General features: G+C 65.5%; 15 protein-coding genes. 10 read left to right on the top strand and 5 right to left on the bottom strand.

Annotation, left to right across the window (positions count from 1 at the left end):
* Positions 1-27 precede the first annotated feature (27 nt).
* The 4 genes from rpoH to ftsY all read right to left on the bottom strand — a co-directional run bounded on the left by rpoH (position 28) and on the right by ftsY (position 4,097).
* Complete coding sequence (gene rpoH, locus PH586_RS20825; protein WP_271349717.1) at positions 28-882, bottom strand: RNA polymerase sigma factor RpoH; 855 nt, start codon at positions 880-882, stop codon at positions 28-30.
* Positions 883-994: 112 nt separating this feature from the next.
* Positions 995-2,011, bottom strand: coding sequence for a permease-like cell division protein FtsX (ftsX, locus tag PH586_RS20820; protein WP_271349716.1), 1,017 nt, complete (start codon positions 2,009-2,011; stop codon positions 995-997).
* On the bottom strand, positions 2,011-2,679 hold the full coding sequence (ftsE, locus tag PH586_RS20815; protein WP_271349715.1) for a cell division ATP-binding protein FtsE: 669 nt from the start codon (positions 2,677-2,679) through the stop codon (positions 2,011-2,013). The genes ftsX and ftsE overlap by 1 nt, the downstream gene beginning before the upstream one ends.
* Positions 2,679-4,097, bottom strand: coding sequence for a signal recognition particle-docking protein FtsY (ftsY, locus tag PH586_RS20810; protein WP_271349714.1), 1,419 nt, complete (start codon positions 4,095-4,097; stop codon positions 2,679-2,681). Before ftsY ends, ftsE begins: the two co-directional genes overlap by 1 nt.
* 210 nt (positions 4,098-4,307) lie before the next feature.
* Between ftsY and PH586_RS20805 the strand changes: the two genes are divergently transcribed.
* Genes PH586_RS20805 through PH586_RS20790 form a run of 4 tightly spaced genes read left to right on the top strand, consistent with a single transcriptional unit; the run spans position 4,308 to position 8,770 of the window.
* Positions 4,308-5,657 carry a M16 family metallopeptidase gene (locus PH586_RS20805; RefSeq protein ID WP_408637021.1) on the top strand — a complete coding sequence of 450 codons (1,350 nt, stop codon included), beginning with the start codon at positions 4,308-4,310 and terminating at the stop codon, positions 5,655-5,657.
* A complete protein-coding gene (locus PH586_RS20800; protein WP_271349712.1) occupies positions 5,650-7,131 on the top strand; it encodes a M16 family metallopeptidase in 1,482 nt (493 codons plus the stop codon). The genes PH586_RS20805 and PH586_RS20800 overlap by 8 nt, the downstream gene beginning before the upstream one ends.
* Positions 7,131-7,733 (top strand): 16S rRNA (guanine(966)-N(2))-methyltransferase RsmD, encoded by a 603-nt coding sequence (gene rsmD / locus PH586_RS20795; protein ID WP_271349711.1) that lies wholly within the window; start codon positions 7,131-7,133, stop codon positions 7,731-7,733. The genes PH586_RS20800 and rsmD overlap by 1 nt, the downstream gene beginning before the upstream one ends.
* Positions 7,734-7,786: 53 nt before the next feature.
* Positions 7,787-8,770: a hydrolase gene (locus tag PH586_RS20790; RefSeq protein WP_271349710.1), complete on the top strand. Its 984-nt coding sequence runs from the start codon at positions 7,787-7,789 to the stop codon at positions 8,768-8,770.
* Between the two features lie 185 nt (positions 8,771-8,955).
* Here PH586_RS20790 and PH586_RS20785 read toward each other — a convergent pair whose 3' ends face one another.
* Positions 8,956-9,615: a TetR/AcrR family transcriptional regulator gene (locus PH586_RS20785; protein ID WP_271349709.1), complete on the bottom strand. Its 660-nt coding sequence runs from the start codon at positions 9,613-9,615 to the stop codon at positions 8,956-8,958.
* Positions 9,616-9,829: 214 nt separating this feature from the next.
* On the opposite strand from PH586_RS20785, the gene PH586_RS20780 reads away from it, so the two are divergent.
* From PH586_RS20780 to ggt, 6 genes are all read left to right on the top strand, one after another.
* On the top strand, positions 9,830-11,272 hold the full coding sequence (locus PH586_RS20780; protein WP_271349708.1) for a coniferyl aldehyde dehydrogenase: 1,443 nt from the start codon (positions 9,830-9,832) through the stop codon (positions 11,270-11,272).
* Between the two features lie 107 nt (positions 11,273-11,379).
* Positions 11,380-11,925: a twin-arginine translocation pathway signal protein gene (locus tag PH586_RS20775; protein ID WP_271349707.1), complete on the top strand. Its 546-nt coding sequence runs from the start codon at positions 11,380-11,382 to the stop codon at positions 11,923-11,925.
* Between the two features lie 85 nt (positions 11,926-12,010).
* On the top strand, positions 12,011-13,606 hold the full coding sequence (locus PH586_RS20770; RefSeq protein ID WP_271349706.1) for a GMC family oxidoreductase: 1,596 nt from the start codon (positions 12,011-12,013) through the stop codon (positions 13,604-13,606).
* A gap of 111 nt (positions 13,607-13,717) precedes the next feature.
* Complete coding sequence (gene coaD, locus PH586_RS20765) at positions 13,718-14,197, top strand: pantetheine-phosphate adenylyltransferase (RefSeq protein ID WP_238040629.1); 480 nt, start codon at positions 13,718-13,720, stop codon at positions 14,195-14,197.
* Positions 14,198-14,415: 218 nt separating this feature from the next.
* The gene (locus PH586_RS20760) at positions 14,416-14,667 is read left to right on the top strand and encodes a YfhL family 4Fe-4S dicluster ferredoxin (protein WP_025163485.1); all 252 of its coding nucleotides are present in this window, start codon (positions 14,416-14,418) and stop codon (positions 14,665-14,667) included.
* A gap of 4 nt (positions 14,668-14,671) precedes the next feature.
* The gene (gene ggt / locus PH586_RS20755; protein ID WP_271349705.1) at positions 14,672-16,393 is read left to right on the top strand and encodes a gamma-glutamyltransferase; all 1,722 of its coding nucleotides are present in this window, start codon (positions 14,672-14,674) and stop codon (positions 16,391-16,393) included.
* Positions 16,394-16,450: the final 57 nt, after the last annotated feature.

The following is a 16,450-nucleotide window of genomic DNA, read 5'->3' as shown; positions in this document are numbered from 1 at the left end:
GTGCGGCTGGTTCGGGCAAGGCAGCCACTAGGCCGCGATCGAGCCCTTGAGCTTGTTCATGGCGCTTTTCTCCAGCTGGCGGATACGCTCGGCGGAGACATTGTACTTGGCGGCCAGCTCGTGCAGCGTGGCTTTCTCCTCGGCCAGCCAGCGCTGATAGAGGATGTCGCGACTGCGCTCATCGAGCCCGTCGAGGGCCTCATGCAGGTTGGCGGCAGAGCTGTCGCTCCAGTCCGCGGCCTCGAGCTGGCGCGCCGGATCGTAGCGGTGATCTTCCAGGTACTGGGCCGGCGAGTAAAACGCGCTTTCATCGTCGGCCTCGGTGGCCGGATCGAAGGCCATGTCATGGCCAGTCAGACGGCTTTCCATCTCGCGCACTTCGCGCGGCTCGACGCCCAGGCTTTCCGCTACCGCGTGCACTTCCTCGTTGTTCAACCAGGCCAGACGCTTCTTCTGGCTACGCAGGTTGAAGAACAATTTGCGCTGCGCCTTGGTGGTGGCGACTTTGACGATGCGCCAGTTGCGCAGGATGAACTCATGGATCTCGGCACGAATCCAGTGCACGGCGAACGACACCAGGCGCACACCCATTTCCGGGTTGAAGCGCTTGACCGCCTTCATCAGGCCGACGTTGCCTTCCTGGATCAGGTCGGCCTGGGCCAGGCCATAACCGGAATAACTGCGCGCGATATGCACGACAAAGCGCAGGTGGGCGAGCACCATTTGCCGAGCGGCTTCGAGGTCCTGCTGGTAGTAGAGACTCTCGGCCAGCTCGCGCTCCTGCTCAGGGGTCAACAGCGGTATGCAGTTGACCGCATGCACGTAAGCCTCCAGGTTGGCACCCGGGACTAAAGCATGAACAGGTTGCAAAGAAGTGGACATGTGGATCCTCCGACTCACGAATCGAACGCAGTGTAGCACTGAGCACTAAGACTAGGAACGCTTCTACAAGTTCCCTTACACATAGTCAATATCAACGAAAACAATAACTTACCTATCTAGGTTGCAATTCGTTCAGGTGCCGGGCGACCGCCAGCCAGGCGCCGATATAGCCTAGCAGCACTGCGCCGAGCAGCAATGACAGGCCGTCGCCTGCCGGCACGCCCGCCAGGGCGAAGTCGCTGCCGTACAGCCCGGCCAGGCGAATCACCGCGTCGTTCAGCCAGCCCAGGCCATAGGCCAGCACCAGCCAGGCCAACAGCCCGGCACCCAGGCCATAGAGCGCGCCCATATAAAGAAAGGGCCGGCGCACATAACTGTCAGTGCCGCCGACCAGTTTGATCACTTCGATCTCGGTACGCCGGTTCTCGATGTGCAGGCGAATGGTATTACCGATCACCAGCAACAAGGCCATCACCAGCAACAGGGTCAGGCCGAAGACGAAGCGATCGCCCAGGCTGAGAATCGCCGTCAGCCGCTCGACCCAGACCAGATCGAGCTGCGCCTGCTCGACCCTGGGCAAGTCGGCCAGACGCAGACGCAGGGCCTCCAGGGTGACCTTGTCGACTTCCCGGGGGGTTACCAGCACCACGCCCGGCAACGGGTTTTCCGGCAATTCCTTGAGTGCCTCGCCCAGCCCGGATTGCTGCTGAAACTCCTGCAAGGCCTGCTCGCGACTGATCCAGTCGGCCGCGGCAACATCGTCCATCGCCGCAATCTGTTCGCGCAGCGCCTGGCCTTCGGCCTCGCTCGCATCGACCTGGAGGAACAGGGATATCTGCGCGGCGCGCTGCCAGGAGCCGCCGAGGCGCTCGACGTTGTCCAGCAACAGGGCCAGGCCCATCGGCAGGCTCAGGGCCACGGCCATCACCAGGCAGGTGAAGAAGCTGCCGATCGGCTGCTTGGTCAGGCGGCGCAGGCTGTCGACCAGGCTGGCGCGGTGGCTTTCCAGCCAGGCGGTGAGCTGGCTGCGAAAATCAGGGTCATCGCCCGGAGTGTTCGATTCGTGCTTTTTCGGCGCGGCGCCAACGCGTTGCGCCGGCTGCGGGGGTGGCATGCGGGTGGCGCTCATCAGACGGCCTCCCCATCGCCGATCAGGCGACCGCGTTGCAGGGTCAGCATGCGATGGCGCATGCGCGCGATCAGCGCCAGGTCATGACTGGCAATCAGCACGCTGGTGCCGAGGCGGTTGATGTCCTCGAACACGCCCATGATCTCCGCCGCCAGGCGCGGGTCGAGGTTGCCGGTCGGCTCGTCGGCGAGCAGCAGGGCCGGCCGATGCACGATCGCGCGGGCAATCCCGACGCGTTGCTGCTGGCCGGTGGACAGCTCGCCGGGAAACTGCTCGGCCTTGTCCGCCAGCGAAACGCGCTCGAGCGCCGCACCGACGCGCTTACTGATCTCCGGCTTGGACAGGCCGAGGATCTGCAGCGGCAGGGCGACGTTGTCGAACACGCTGCGGTCGAACAGCAGCTGGTGGTTCTGGAACACCACGCCGATCTGCCGGCGCAGATAGGGGATCTGGGCGTTGGTAATCTGTCCCAGGTCCTGCCCGGCCAGCAGCAGCTTGCCGGTGGTCGGCCGCTCCATCGCCAGCAGCAGGCGCAGCAGGGTGCTTTTGCCGGCGCCGGAGTGGCCGGTGACGAAGAGAAACTCGCCGCGGCGCACGCGAAAGCTCAGCTCGTGCAGCCCGACGTGACCGTTGGGGTAACGCTTACCGACCTGCTCGAACTTGATCATTACGATTCCCGCGACTGGAACAGCGCCTGGACAAAAGAGTTGGCCTCGAAGGTACGCAGGTCGTCGATACCTTCGCCGACGCCAATATAGCGAATCGGCAGACCGAACTGCTTGGCCAGCGCGAAGATCACCCCGCCCTTGGCGGTGCCGTCCAGCTTGGTCAGGACCAGTCCGGTGAGGTTCACGGTCTGGTTGAACTGCTTGGTCTGATTGATCGCGTTCTGCCCGGTGCCGGCATCCAGCACCAGCAGCACCTCATGGGGCGCCGTGTCATCCAGCTTGCCGATCACCCGACGGACCTTCTTCAACTCTTCCATCAGGTTGTCTTTGGTGTGCAGACGTCCGGCCGTATCGGCGATCAGCACATCCATGCCGCGCGACTTGGCGGCCTGCACCGCATCGAAGATCACCGATGCCGAGTCGGCCCCGGTGTGCTGGGCGATCACCGGGATACTGTTGCGCTCACCCCACACCTGCAACTGCTCAACGGCGGCGGCACGGAAGGTGTCGCCAGCGGCCAGCATGACCTTCTTGCCGTCCTGCTGGAGTTTTTTCGCCAGCTTGCCGATGGTGGTGGTCTTGCCGGCGCCATTCACGCCCACCACCAGAATCACATAGGGCTGCTTGGTCTGATCCACGCGCAGCGGCTGCTCGACCGGCTTGAGCAGCGCCGTCAGCTCGTCCTGCAACGCCTGGTACAAGGCGCCGCTGTCGGTCAACTGCTTGCGCGCGACCTTCTGGGTCAGGCTCTGGATAATCAGGTTGGTGGCTTCGACACCGACGTCGGCGGTCAGCAGGCGGGTCTCGATTTCCTCGAGCAGCTCGTCATCGATCGCCTTCTTGCCGAGGAACAGGCTGGCCATGCCCTCGCCCAGGCTGGCACTGGTCTTCGACAGGCCCAGCTTGAGGCGGGCGAACCAGCCACCCTGGTTATCGCCCGGCTTGTTCTGTTCGAGCAGGGCCTCGGCGAGCGCAGGCGGCTGCATGATCGGCGCAACCGGCAGCGGCGGCTCAGGCTCAACTACCGGCTGGTGCACCACGGGATGCAGGACTTCACTGCCGGCATTGATGCGGAACCGCGAAGGTCGCGGCGCCTGCACCGGCTCGGCCACAGACTCCGTCGGCGTCGGCGTCGGCGTCGGCGTCGGCGTCGGCGTCGGCGTCATAGCGGGCTCGGCACTGGTCGGCGGCGCAACCGGTTCGACCGCTGGCGCAGCGGTCTCGGCAGCTGGCGCTGGCGGCGCAGGTGCAGGCAGCGGTTCAGGGGCAGCCGGAGCCGGACTGCTGGCAGGCTCTTGCGGTTTCTTGCGCAACCAGCCGAACAGGTCCTTCTTCTCCGCCGGTTTCTCGGCAGATGGCGGCACAGGCGGCGTAGCGCTGGGTGCGGGGGTCTTCTTGTCGTCGTTGGAACCAAACATGGAGGACGGCTATCTCAAAGGTGCGACGCGCCTGTGGGCGGGTCTACGACATTGCCTGCGCGGTGGAAAAAAGCTGAAGAAACCGCACAGTAATATTCAGACCACATACCAGACGTGGCCGCCAGTAAAACGGATGCGTATCCTAGCACCTCCGCGCCCGCCGACGCTAAGTCCAAGCGGGTCCGTCCGACAGGTCGACAATTGATGAAGATGACAGTCCAACGCGCCGCCGCCTTGCTCCTCGCTGCGCTCTGCATGCCGCCGGCGGCCTTGGCCGCCGCCGCACAGCCAACCCACGAATTCAGCCTGGACAATGGTCTCAAGGTCATCGTCCGCGAGGATCACCGCGCCCCGGTGGTGGTGTCCCAGCTCTGGTACAAGGTCGGCTCCAGCTACGAGACGCCCGGCCAGACCGGCCTGTCCCATGCCCTTGAGCACATGATGTTCAAGGGCAGCCGCAAGCTCGGCCCCGGCGAAGCCTCACTCATCCTGCGCGAACTGGGCGCCGAGGAAAATGCCTTTACCAGCGACGATTACACCGCTTATTACCAGGTACTGGCGCGCGATCGCCTGAGTGTGGCCCTGGAACTGGAAGCCGATCGCCTGGCCAGCCTCAAGCTGCCGGCCGATGAATTCGCCCGCGAGATCGAGGTGATCAAGGAGGAGCGGCGCCTGCGCACCGACGACAAGCCCGGCTCGCTGGCTTACGAACGGTTCAAGGCCATGGCCTACCCCGCCAGCGGTTACCACACCCCGACCATCGGCTGGATGGCCGACCTCGAGCGCATGAGCGTCGAGGAGCTGCGCGCCTGGTATGAAGCCTGGTACGTACCGAATAACGCCACCCTGGTGGTGGTCGGCGATGTCAGCGCCAGCGAGGTCAAGGTGTTGGCCGAACGCTATTTCGGCAACATCCCGGCACGCGCGGTGCCCTCGGCGAAAATACCCCGGGAACTGGCCGCACCGGGCGAGCGGCGTATCACCCTGCACCTGAAAACCCAGTTGCCGAGCCTGATGCTGGGCTTCAACGTACCGGGCCTGGCCACCGCCGAAAACCCGAGGCAGGTGCACGCCTTGCGCCTGATCGCGACCCTGCTCGATGGCGGCTACAGCGCCCGCCTGCCGACGCGCCTGGAGCGCGGCGAGGAGCTGGTTTCCGGGGCCTCCGCCTGGTACGACTCGCACCCGCGCGGCGATAGCCTGTTCGTGCTGTCCGCCACGCCCAATGTGCAAACCGGCAAGACCCTGGCGCAAGCCGAAGCCGGCCTGTGGCGCGAGCTGCTGGATCTGCAGCAGAACCCACCTTCCGCCGAGGAGCTGGCCCGCGTGCGCGCCCAGGTCATTGCCGGACTGGTCTTCGAGCGCGACTCGATCACCAGCCAGGCCACCGCCATCGGCCGACTGGAGACCGTCGGCCTGTCCTGGACCCTGATGGACCAGGAACTAGCCGAGTTGGAAGCGGTCACCCCGGCCGATATCCAGAGCGCGGCGAAAACCTTCTTTACCCGCGACCGCATGAGCGTCGCCCATGTTCTACCCGAGGAGAAGCATGATGAGTAAGCGCAATGGTTTGCGCTACGGCCTGCTCGGCCTGGCGGTACTGGCGTTGCTGGCGATTCTCGTGCTGGTGGACAATCGCCCCGGGAAAACCCGCGAGCCGGCCGACCCCGTCCCGTCGACGACCATCGAATCCCTCGCCGAACTCAACGGCCAGGCACCGAGCCGGCGCAACCTGGAGATCCAGACCTGGCAAACCGCCGAGGGCGCCAAGGTGCTGTTCGTCGAGGCGCGCGAGTTGCCGATGTTCGACCTGCGCCTGACCTTCGCCGCCGGCAGCAGCCAGGATGACGGCGTGCCAGGGGTGGCGATGCTGACCAACGCCATGCTCAACGAAGGCGTGCCGGGCAAAGACGTCGGCGCCATCGCCGCCAGCTTCGAAAACCTCGGCGCCGAGTTCGGCAACGGTTCCTACCGCGACATGGCGGTGGTCAGTCTGCGCAGCCTGAGCGCCGTGGACAAGCGCGAGCCGGCCCTGCAACTGTTCAATCAGGTGATCGGCCAGCCGACCTTCCCCGAAGACGGCCTGGCGCGGATCAAGAACCAGCTGCAGGCCGGCTTCGAATACCAGAAGCAGAACCCCGGCAAGCTCGCCAGCTTGAAGCTGTTCGAGCGGCTCTACGGCGAGCACCCCTATGCCCACCCCAGCGAAGGCAACGAAGAGTCGGTTCCGGCGATTAGCCGCGAGCAGCTGCAGGCCTTTCATGCCAAGGCCTATGCCGCCGGCAACGCCGTAATCGCGCTGGTTGGCGACCTCTCCCGTGAAGAGGCCGAAACACTCACCGCTAAGGTTTCCGCCGCATTGCCGCAGGGCCCGGCCCTGCCACTGATTGCCCAGCCGACAGTGCCGCATGCAGGCCTGAGCCATATCGAGTTCCCGTCCAATCAGACCCACCTGATGATCGCCCTGCTCGGCATCGACCGCCGCGACCCGGACTACGCCGCACTCTATCTGGGTAACCAGATTTTCGGTGGCGGTGGCTTTGGCACCCGACTGATGACCGAGGTCCGTGAAAAGCGCGGCCTGACCTACGGCATCTCCTCCGGTTTCAGCGCCATGCAGGCCCGCGGCCCCTTCATGATCAGCCTGCAAACCCGCGCCGAACTCAGCGCCGGCACCCTGCAACTGGTCAAGGATCTGCTGCGCGACTACCTGGCCAGTGGCCCGAGCCAGGAGGAACTGGACAACGCCAAGCGTGAGCTGGCCGGCAGTTTCCCGCTGTCCACCGCGAGCAACGCCGCGATCGTCGGCCAGCTCGGCTCCATGGGTTTTTACGACCTGCCGCTGAGCCATCTGGAAGATTTCATGCGCCAGATCCAGGCCCTCACTGCCGAGCAGGTCAAGGCGGCCATGGCCAAGCACCTCGACCCCGAGGCGCTGGTGATCGTCACCGCAGGCCCCACCGTCGAACAGAAAGAACTGCCGCCACCTACTGACAACCCCGTCGAACAACCCTCTGCCGTACCGGAGCACTAATGCGCAAGCCAAGCAAAGCGGCAACCGCCCATGGCGGCGATGGCCAACTGCGGATCATTGGCGGGCAATGGCGTTCGCGCCAATTCAGCTTCCCCATGGCCGCCGGCCTGCGCCCCACCCCCAATCGCGTGCGCGAAACCCTGTTCAACTGGCTGGCGCCCTACGTCGAAGGCGCCAGCGTGCTCGACCTGTTCGCCGGCAGCGGCGCGCTGTTTCTCGAAGCGCTGTCACGCGGCGCCGGCAGCGCCCTGGCACTGGATAGCAACCCCAGTGCCATCGCCGGCCTGCGCGGCCACCTGCAGACCCTGAACTGCGAGAACGGCCAGTTGCTGCAAAGCGATGCCCTGGTTTACCTGCAGACCCAGGCCGCCACGCCGTTCGACCTGGTGTTTCTCGACCCGCCGTTCAGCCAGAACTTGCTCCTGCCAGCCTGCAACCTGCTGGAGCAGCACGGCTGGCTCGCCGCGGATGCCTGGATCTACACCGAAAGCGAAAACCCGCCCTCGACCCTCGGCCTGCCCGGCAACTGGCGCCAGCACCGTGAACAGAAGGCCGGCCAGGTGTATTACGCGCTCTGGCAGCGTAGCGCCCAGGGTGGCTGACGCCTAACCAGATCCTGCAGGTCAACATGCTGTCGATGGTCGTGAATGAACCTATGAGTCCGAGCTTCAAAGCCGCCTGGTGGCTACCCGGTCCGCACCTGCAGACCCTGTGGAACCCGCTGTGCCGCAAGCCGCCACAGCTGCAGCGCCGGCGTGAACGCCTGTGGCTGGAGGACGGCGACTTTCTCGACCTCGACTGGCACGGCCCGCATGCCGCCGAGGCGCCGCTGGTGCTGGTGCTGCACGGCCTGACCGGCTCATCCAGCTCGCACTACGTGCTCGGCCTGCAGCAATCCCTGGCGGCGCGCGGCTGGGCCAGCGCGGCGCTGAACTGGCGCGGCTGCTCGGGCGAACCCAACCTGCTGGCGCGCGGCTACCACTCCGGCGCCAGCGACGACCTGGCCGAGACGATCAGCCACCTGCGCGCACTACGGCCGATGACGCCGCTGTATGTCGTCGGTTATTCGCTGGGCGGCAACGTGCTGCTCAAGTACCTCGGCGAAACCGGCGGCGACAGCCAGGTACAAGGCGCCGCCGCGGTGTCGGTGCCGTTTCGCCTGGATCAATGCGCGGATCGCCTCGGCCTGGGCTTCTCGCGGATCTACCAGGCGCACTTCATGAACGAGATGGTCGCCTACGTGAAGACCAAGCAGCGCCTGTTCGCCCACCAGGGCATGGCCGATCGCCTGTCCACCCTGGACAACCTCGGCGCGCTGGAGGGCATGCGCACCTTCTGGGACTTCGACGGGCGCATCACCGCACCGCTGCATGGGTTCAGCGATGCCCAGGACTACTACAAGCGTTCCTCCAGCCGCTACTTCCTCAGCGGCATCGCCACCCCGACGCTGATCATCCAGGCCGCCGACGACCCCTTCGTGTTCCGTCACAGCCTGCCGGAGGCCGACGAGTTGTCGCCCAGCACCCAGTTCGAGCTGCATGCGCATGGCGGCCATGTCGGCTTTATCGACGGCTCGCCGCGGCGACCAGGCTACTACCTGGAGCGACGCATTCCGCAGTGGCTGGAAACGCTGCAGTAGGGTGGGTTAGCGGCGCAGGGCACCGACCTAGGCGGGCGATACGGTTGCCGGGCGCCGCGTAACCCACCGAGCGGAATCAGGAGCGCCTCGATGATGGGTTACCGCGCAACAGGTTTTGCATGTACCGACAGTTTGGCGCCACGCCCCTAACCCGCACGGCCCGACCCGCCTACGCCAGTTTCAAGTCAGATCACCTGCTCCAGCGGCACATGCAATTTGAGGTACAGGGCATCCACCGCCGCCTGCGCCTGCGGCGCGATATAGCCGCCCTCCAGCGCCAGCACCTGATAGATGCCACGGCGCAACAGTGCTTCGCTGAGCTCACCAGGCTGGCTGCGGGTGGTGCAGAGGAAGCGCACCCAGGAGGTCATGATGATCCAGGCATTGAGCGTCAGCGCCTCGATCTGCGCGGGAGTCATCAGCAGGATGCCCGCCTCGACGAAGCCCTGGTAGATGCCTTGCGCAGCCTGCAGGCAGCGCTGGGCGAACAACCGGTAGCGCTCGGCCAGTTCGGCATCGCTGTCGAGCAGATGCTCCAGATCGCGATGCAGGAAGCGGTAGTGCCACATCGCCGCGAGCAGCGCCTCCAGGTAGAAGGTCTTGTCGTCGATGGTCATGGGCCGGTCGGGCGGCAGGCGCAGGAAGCCGTCGACGTGGCGCTCATACTGGCCGAACAGCTCGGCGATGATCGCCTGCTTGTTGCGGAAGTGGTAGTACAGGTTACCCGGCGAAATCCCCAGGTGGGCGGCGATGTGGTTGGTACTGACGCTGCGCTCGCCTTGGGCATTGAACAGCTCAAGGCTGGCCTGAAGGATGCGTTCGCGGGTTTTCGGTGGAATGGCCATGACTGCTCGATCTCGACTCAAAAGCCCGGCAAAGGTACAGGCTGAAGCGCCTGCGGTGTTAGCCGGCCATCGACCAATGGCTGCCCGACATGCCTTCAACCCTCAGGTGATTTGACAGATTAGAGCAATTGCTCTAAAAATCCAGCACACCTTTTCGCAGCACTCACACCGCACGGTGAACGGGACTGCACGCTGCAACGCCGAGGAAATAACCATGGCCGCCGACATCGCCTACCTGGAGCAGAGCCTGCAACACAGCCAGGACCAGATCAGCCAGCTGGAAACCAGCTTCGCCCTGCAGCGCACGGCCTTCCAGGCCAACCCCATGCCGCCCGCCGAGCAACGCCTGCAGTGGCTCAAGGCCCTGAGCGAGCTGCTGAGCGGCGAACGCGAGGCGCTGATCCAGGCGATTTCCCGGGACTTCAGCAACCGCTCGGCCGACGAAACCCTGATCGCCGAACTGATGCCGAGTCTGCAGGGCATCCACTACGCCAGCAAGCGCATCAAGAAGTGGATGAAGCCCTCGCGGCGCAGCGTCGGCCTGCAGTTCATGCCCGCATCGGCCAAGGTGATCTACCAGCCGCTCGGTGTGGTCGGCGTCATCGTGCCCTGGAATTACCCGCTGTTTCTGGCCATTGGCCCGCTGGTTGGTGCGCTCTCGGCCGGCAACCGGGTGATGATCAAGATGAGCGAGTCGACCCCGGCCACCTCGCAACTGATCAAGGAGCTGCTGGCCAAGGTGTTTCCCGAGGACCTGGTCAGCGTGGCGCTGGGCGAGGCGGAAGTCGGCATGGCATTCGCCAAGTTGCCGTTCGACCACCTGCTGTTCACCGGCGCCACCAGCGTCGGCAAGCACGTGATGCGCGCCGCTGCCGAGAACCTGACCCCGGTGACCCTGGAGCTGGGCGGTAAATCGCCAGCCATCGTCTCCGCCGACGTGCCCTTGGCCGACGCCGCCGAACGTATCGCCTTCGGCAAGACCATGAATGCCGGACAGACCTGCGTGGCACCGGACTATGTGCTGGTGCCGAAAGACCGCGTGGAGGGTTTCGTCGAGGCCTACCGCCAGGCGGTACTGGGCTTCTACCCGCAGCTGGCGGACAACCCCGACTACACCGCGATCATCAACGAACGCCAGCAGCAGCGCCTCAACGGCTACCTGAGCGATGCCCAGAGCAAGGGCGCGACCCTGGTGGCGCTGTACCCCGACACCCAGGGCCGGCGCATGCCGCACACCCTGGCGCTGAACGTCAGCGACGAGATGAAAATCATGCAGGACGAGATCTTCGGCCCGCTGTTGCCGATCGTCCCCTACGAGGGCATCGAACAGGCGTTCGCCTACGTCAACCAGCGTCCCCGGCCACTGGCGCTCTACTACTTCGGCTACGACAAGGCCGAGCAGACGCGCGTGCTGCACGAGACCCATTCCGGCGGCGTGTGCCTGAACGACACCCTGCTGCACGTAGCCCAGGACGACCTGCCCTTCGGCGGCGTCGGCCCCTCCGGCATGGGCCACTACCACGGCCACGAAGGCTTCCTGACCTTCAGCAAGGCCAAGGGCGTGCTGACCAAGCAGCGCCTCAATGCCGCCAAGCTGATCTATCCACCCTATGGCAAGACGCTGCACAAGCTGGTCTACAAACTGTTCGTGCGCTAACCCCCTGTAGGCGCGGGCCAAGCCCGCGATGTTTTTGCATGGCCAGTTGCAGTGGGCATGGCACTCGGTACCCCGCTCCTACGAAGCCGATCCAGGTGATAACAATAATGCACAACACCGCGATTGATGCGCCGCACCTATCCCGCCGCAAGCTGCTGAAAGTCGGCCTGCTGGGCTCGGCCCTGCTCGCCACTGCCGGGCTGACTGCCAGCCTCAGCGGCTGTTCGGCCAGCACGCCCAAGGCCGGCTTTAGGGTGATCCGCGAATCCGACCTGCCCTTCCTCCAGGCCTTGATCCCGGCGATGCTGGACGGCGCAGTGGTGCCGGCGAGGATGGCCCAGGCCGTCAGCGGCACCCTCGAAAGCCTCGACTACAGCCTCAACCACCTGTCGCCCGAACTGCGGGGGCTGACCGTGCAACTGTTCGACGTGCTGGCCATGCCACTGACCCGCGGCCCACTGACCGGGGTCTGGGGCAGCTGGCAGAAGGCCTCGGCCGGCGAGGTGCGGGCCTTTCTCGAACGCTGGCAGAACAGCTCCATCGGCCTGCTGCAGATGGGCCATGCCTCCCTGCTGCAACTGGTGCTGATGAGCTGGTACAGCCGCGCCGAGTCATGGGCCCATTGCGGCTACCCCGGGCCGCCCAGCGTCTAGCCCTGCACGCCCGGAGAATGGAGTGAGCGGCGCGCGCCTCAGCGCGGAGCCGCCAAAGTGGGTCAAAACAACACGAGAATCCGCAATGCCCGTACCCGACATGTTCAAGCAAGGCCTGGCCCGCGGCTGGAAAACCCATGATGGCTCGCGCCTGGACGCCGACCTGACCCTCGAGGCCGACGTCGCCATCGTCGGCAGTGGCGCGGGCGGCGGCACCACGGCGGAGATCCTCAGCGCCGCCGGCTTCAAGGTGCTGCTGATCGAGGAGGGTCCGCTGAAGACCAGCGACGACTTCAAGATGCTCGAGGCCGAGGCCTATGCCAGCCTCTACCAGGAAGGCATCGGCCGCATGAGCAAGGATGGCGCCATCACCATCATGCAGGGCCGCGCAGTAGGCGGTACCACCCTGATCAACTGGACCTCGAGCTTCCGCACCCCCGACCCGACCCTGCAGCACTGGGCCAGGGAGCACGGTGTGATCGGCCATAGCGCGGCCGAGATGGCGCCCTGGTTCGAGCGGATGGAGCAGCGCCTGGGCGTCGCACCCTGGGCCATGCCACCCAACGCCAACAACCAAGTGATCCGCAGCGGTTGCGAAAAACTCGGCTACCAGTGGCACGTGATTCCGCGCAACGTGCGCGGCTGCTGGAACCTCGGCTACTGCGGCCTTGGCTGTCCGACCAACGCCAAGCAGTCGATGCTGGTCACCACCATCCCGGCGACCTTGGACAAAGGCGGCGAGCTGCTCTATCTGGCGCGCGCCGAGCGTCTGCTGCTCGACGGCGAGCGGGTCAGCGGCATCGAGTGCCTGGGCATGGATGCACGCAGCGTAGCGCCGAACGGGCGCAAGATCAGGGTCAAGGCCAAGCACTATGTCTTGGCCGGCGGCGGCATCAATACGCCGGGCATTCTCTTGCGTTCCAAGGCGCCGGACCCACACCAGCGCACCGGCAAGCGCACCTTCCTGCACCTGGTGAACTTCTCCGCGGCGCTATTCGAACAGGTGATCAATCCCTTCTACGGCGCGCCGCAATCGATCTACTCCGATCACTTCCAGTGGGATGACGGCACGGCCGGCCGGCTCTCCTACAAGCTGGAAGTGCCGCCGCTGCAACCGGCGCTGACCGCCACCCTGCTCGGCCGTTTCGGCATCGACAATGCCCTGCGCATGGAGCAGTTGCCCAACACCAACGTGATGCTGGCCCTGCTGCGCGACGGCTTTCACCCGGACAGCGCCGAAGGCACTGTCGAGTTGCGTAACGACGGCAGCCCGGTACTGGACTATCGAATGACCGATTACAGCTGGGATGGCGTGCGCCGCGCCTTTCACAGCATGGCCGAGATCCAGTTTGCCGCCGGCGCCAAGGCGGTATTACCGCTGCATGCCGACGCCGGCTACGTGAAGACCTTGGACGAAGCCAGGCGCCTGATCGACAACTTGAGCCTGGAAATTTACCGCACCCGCCTGGGCAGCGCCCATGTCATGGGCGGTTGCGCCATGGGCGAAGACCCGCGCCAGGCGGTCACCGACAGCCTCGGCCGGCATCACCAGCTGACCAACCTGTCGATCCACGACGGCTCGCTGTTCCCCACCAGCATCGGCGCCAACCCGCAATTGTCGATCTACGGCCTGACCGCGCAGCTGGCGACCCAACTGGCCGAGCGCCTCAGGCACGCCTGATGGCCGGGCATTCGCGGGTCTCGCCGGGCGCGTGTGGCACACGCCTGACTTGGCCGCAGTGCATCGCTGCGCTACCATCCGACTCCCTTACGGATCCGCCAGGACGTCACGATGAATCGAGTGTTATACCCAGGCACCTTCGACCCCATCACCAAGGGCCATGGCGATCTGGTCGAACGCGCCGCGCGCCTGTTCGACAGCGTCATCATTGCGGTGGCCGCCAGCCCGAAGAAAAACCCGCTGTTCCCCCTCGAGCAACGGGTGGCACTGGCCCGCGAAGTGACCAAGCACCTGCCGAATGTCGAAGTGGTCGGCTTCTCCACCCTGCTCGCGCACTTCGCCCAGGAACAGGGCGCCAATGTGTTTCTGCGCGGCCTGCGTGCGGTCTCGGACTTCGAATACGAGTTCCAGCTGGCCAACATGAACCGTCAACTGGCGCCGGATGTGGAAAGCCTGTTCCTCACTCCGTCGGAAAAATACTCCTACATCTCCTCGACCCTGGTGCGCGAGATCGCCGCGCTCGGCGGTGATATCTGCAAATTCGTCCACCCGGCCGTGGCCGATGCCCTGCACGAGCGCTTCAAACACTGAGCGACCACCCTTGTAGGAGCAGGCCATGCGTGCGACCGGTAATGCGGGCAGCGCCGGTTCGCAGGCATGGCCTGCTCATACAGCCCAGATGACCTGTTCCCGACCCGCGCCCACACGTGGCGCCCGCCCCAACAATCCGGCACAATTCGCCCATCGTTATCTGCCTATTGTTGTTTGAGAGTGTCGTCGCCAGCGGCGGCGACAGGAGCGTTTATTCCATGTCCCTGATCATCACCGACGACTGCATCAACTGCGACGTCTGCGAACCCGAGTGCCCGAATGGCGCGATCTCCCAGGGTGAAGAGATCTACGTGATCGACCCCAACCTGTGCACCGAATGCGTCGGCCACTACGACGAGCCGCAGTGCCAGCAAGTCTGCCCCGTGGACTGCATCCCGCTCGACGAGAACCACGTCGAGAGCAAGGACGAGCTGATGGAGAAGTACCTGATCATTACTGGCAAGGCTTGACGCCATGCGCCGCCTGAATCGCGGCACCCTGCCCTGGCGCCTGTTCGCCAGTTCGCTGTTGCTGCTGCTCGCCCTGGGCCTGCAGGCGGCCGAACAGCCCGGACGCGCGGCCATCGCCAGCGCCCACCCCGCCGCCACCGTTGCCGGCCTGGAAACCCTGGCCCTGGGCGGCAATGCCTTCGATGCGGCGGTCGCCATCAGCGCTGCCCTGGCGGTGGTCGAACCTTACAGCTCGGGCCTGGGCGGCGGCGGTTTCTTTCTGCTGCGCACAGCCGGCGAACAACCCAGCTATCGTTTTCTCGACGCCCGCGAACGCGCGCCACTGGCCGCCCACCCCGACCTCTACCGGCGCGACGGCGAGGTGCAGAAAGCGCTGTCGCTCAACGGCCCGCTGGCCGCCGCCATTCCCGGATTGCCCGCCGCCTTGGTCGTGCTGGCTGAACGCTTCGGCCGCCTGCCGTTGCACGACTCCCTGGCCCCGGCGATTCGCCTGGCCCGCGACGGCGTCAGCATCGACAGGGTCTACCGCGAACGGGCGAGCTGGCGCCTGGCCGCCCTGCGTGACGACCCGCAAAGCGCGCGGATCTTTCTCGACGATGAACACGAAATCCCCGCAGAGTTCGCCCTGCTGCGTCAGCCGGAGCTGGCCACGACCCTGGAACGTCTGGCCCACGACGGCCATGCCGGCTTCTACGCCGGCGATGTCGCCGAGAAGCTGGTCAATGGCGTACGCGCTGCCGGCGGCATCTGGTCGTTGCGCGACCTGGCCGAGTACCGGATCGTCGAACGCCAGCCCTTGCGCGTGGCCCTGGCTGACGGTCGCGAACTGATCAGTGCGCCGCCACCGTCGGCGGGGGGCCTGGCCCTAGCGCAGAGCCTGCTGATTTTGCAGCAACTGCCATGGCGCCAGGCCGAACCGGCGCAGCGCACCCATTTTGTCGTCGAAACGCTGCGCCGTGCCTACCGCGATCGCGGCCTGCTCGGCGACCCGGACTTCGTCGCCAATCCGCAGCAGCAGTTGCTCGCGCCGAGCTACATCAAACGACTGGCCGACAGCATCGATCCGGATAACGCCACGCCCAGCGACAGCCTGCCACCTGCGGGTGGCTGGCACGAAGGCGACCATACCACCCACTTCTCGGTGCTCGATGCCGCCGGCAACGCAGTGGCCGCCACCCTGTCGATCAATCTGCCGTTTGGCGCCGCCTTTATCGCGCCCGGCACCGGCGTGCTGCTCAACGACGAAATGGACGACTTCGCCGCCGATGTCCAGGGCGCCAACGCCTACGGCCTGACCGGCAGCCCGGCCAATGCCATCGCCGCCGGCAAGCGCCCGCTGTCGAGCATGAGCCCGAGCTTTATCGAAAGCCCCGGCGAGTTCGCCAGCTTTGGCACCCCGGGCGGCAGCCGCATCCCGAGCATGGTGCTGCTGGCGATGCTCGAGTACTTCGACGGCCAGCCGATTGCCCGCTGGCCGAGCGTCGCCCGCTATCACCATCAATACCGCCCGGACCTGATCGAGTACGAACCGAACACCTTCAGCCCGGCGCAGATCGCCGCCCTGCGCGCCCGCGGCCATCAACTCAAGGCCCTGCAGCGCAGCTACGGCAACCAGCAGGTGCTGTTCTGGGACAAGTCGGGCAAGCGGGTAGAAGCCGCCAGCGACCCTCGCGGCATCGGCAGCAGTGCAGTGGTGGAGCCGGGCCAACTGCGCCGCACCCCTTAGGTCGGGGGCGCTCACAGGTTAACGGCGCCAGCCGCCTGCGCAGGCGGCGCACCCCAA

It is taken from the genome of Pseudomonas aestuarii, assembly GCF_027988105.1.
GTDB classification, from domain to species: Bacteria; Pseudomonadota; Gammaproteobacteria; order Pseudomonadales; family Pseudomonadaceae; genus Aquipseudomonas; species Aquipseudomonas aestuarii.
The sequence above is the reverse complement of the archived record's forward strand: the minus strand, read 5'-3'. Positions and strand labels throughout refer to the sequence as shown.